Consider the following 1,043-nt stretch of genomic DNA (forward strand, 5'->3'; position numbering starts at 1 on the left):
TTCTTCGATAGACTTATAAACAACACTGAGCTCCATTTCAGATGCTAGATCACATCCGCCATGAGAAGATATATAGAATTCATCTTTTGAAAGATAAGGAGCATTCCTATTCGCATGCTTGTTAATCGCAGCGAAAATAACGTCGTCGTAGAAAGTACGCAGAACTTTTTTATCTTCACTATTACCAGCGTAGTTTTTGTGTTTTTCCCAAATGTTGCGATAGAGTAGCTGCGATTCTTCGTTAAATGACTTTTTGAAAGCAAAGTGGTAGTTGTTATCTAAAGAAGTATATTTTAGTAAGTAGAAAAACCTGATCATCGACGGTGGAGACTGGCTCTTAGACACCCCATACTTACTCTTAACTTCTTCAATAAATAATCTATATCCAGCATCTTCAAATTCAAGTGAACGATGAAGTACAAACAAATCAAGCTGTCGGTTTCTAATAAGGCTAGGATCAAACTCTGCTAACGCTCCTAGCAGTTCGTTATCTCCACCATTAAATAGATTATCAAATAAATATCCCGGTCCAGTCAGGATGCAGTATATGAAGTCTAGGAGCATCCGTGTCGTAATGAACTGATCCTTTCTGATACGGGCACTCAGCAATAACTCTATGACTACCTTTTGGATTCGACTATCGCGCAACAATAAGAAGTTTGCCGCTAACTTCTTATCTTTACCTGAAGCATGACATTCATTGTATAAGTCACGAAAGTGGTTTCGACTATCATCACGAACGACTTTATCTAATAGTGTTTTAAAAAATTCTGACTGAACCTCACCATCCAATATCTGGAATTTTGGAAATGATTCAAAATCTAAAAAAGTGTATTCGGTACTATCTTTTTCGTTGTTTAAATAGGCATTTATTGCTTTCTTAACCCTGGAGTGAGCATCATCACCTTCGCGCTCAAAATTCGCCAACATACCAATATTGATGCCAACGACGAGTGCTTTATCGCTAGTCAAATGCCTGCTGAATAATTCGTTCAGAGTATCAATAGCAGTCTTCTTAGGTTCGAAGCTGTGTGTAGCATCCA

The 1,043-nt window shown here is 37.8% G+C and carries 1 protein-coding gene; it reads right to left on the reverse strand.

Going from position 1 to position 1,043, the window contains the following annotated elements; translation table 11 throughout:
• A partial coding sequence (gene dptF, locus A3761_RS23345) for a DNA phosphorothioation-dependent restriction protein DptF (RefSeq protein WP_068751002.1) occupies positions 1-1,043 on the reverse strand: 1,043 nt, incomplete at both ends.

Source organism: Oleiphilus sp. HI0123 (genome assembly GCF_001635315.1).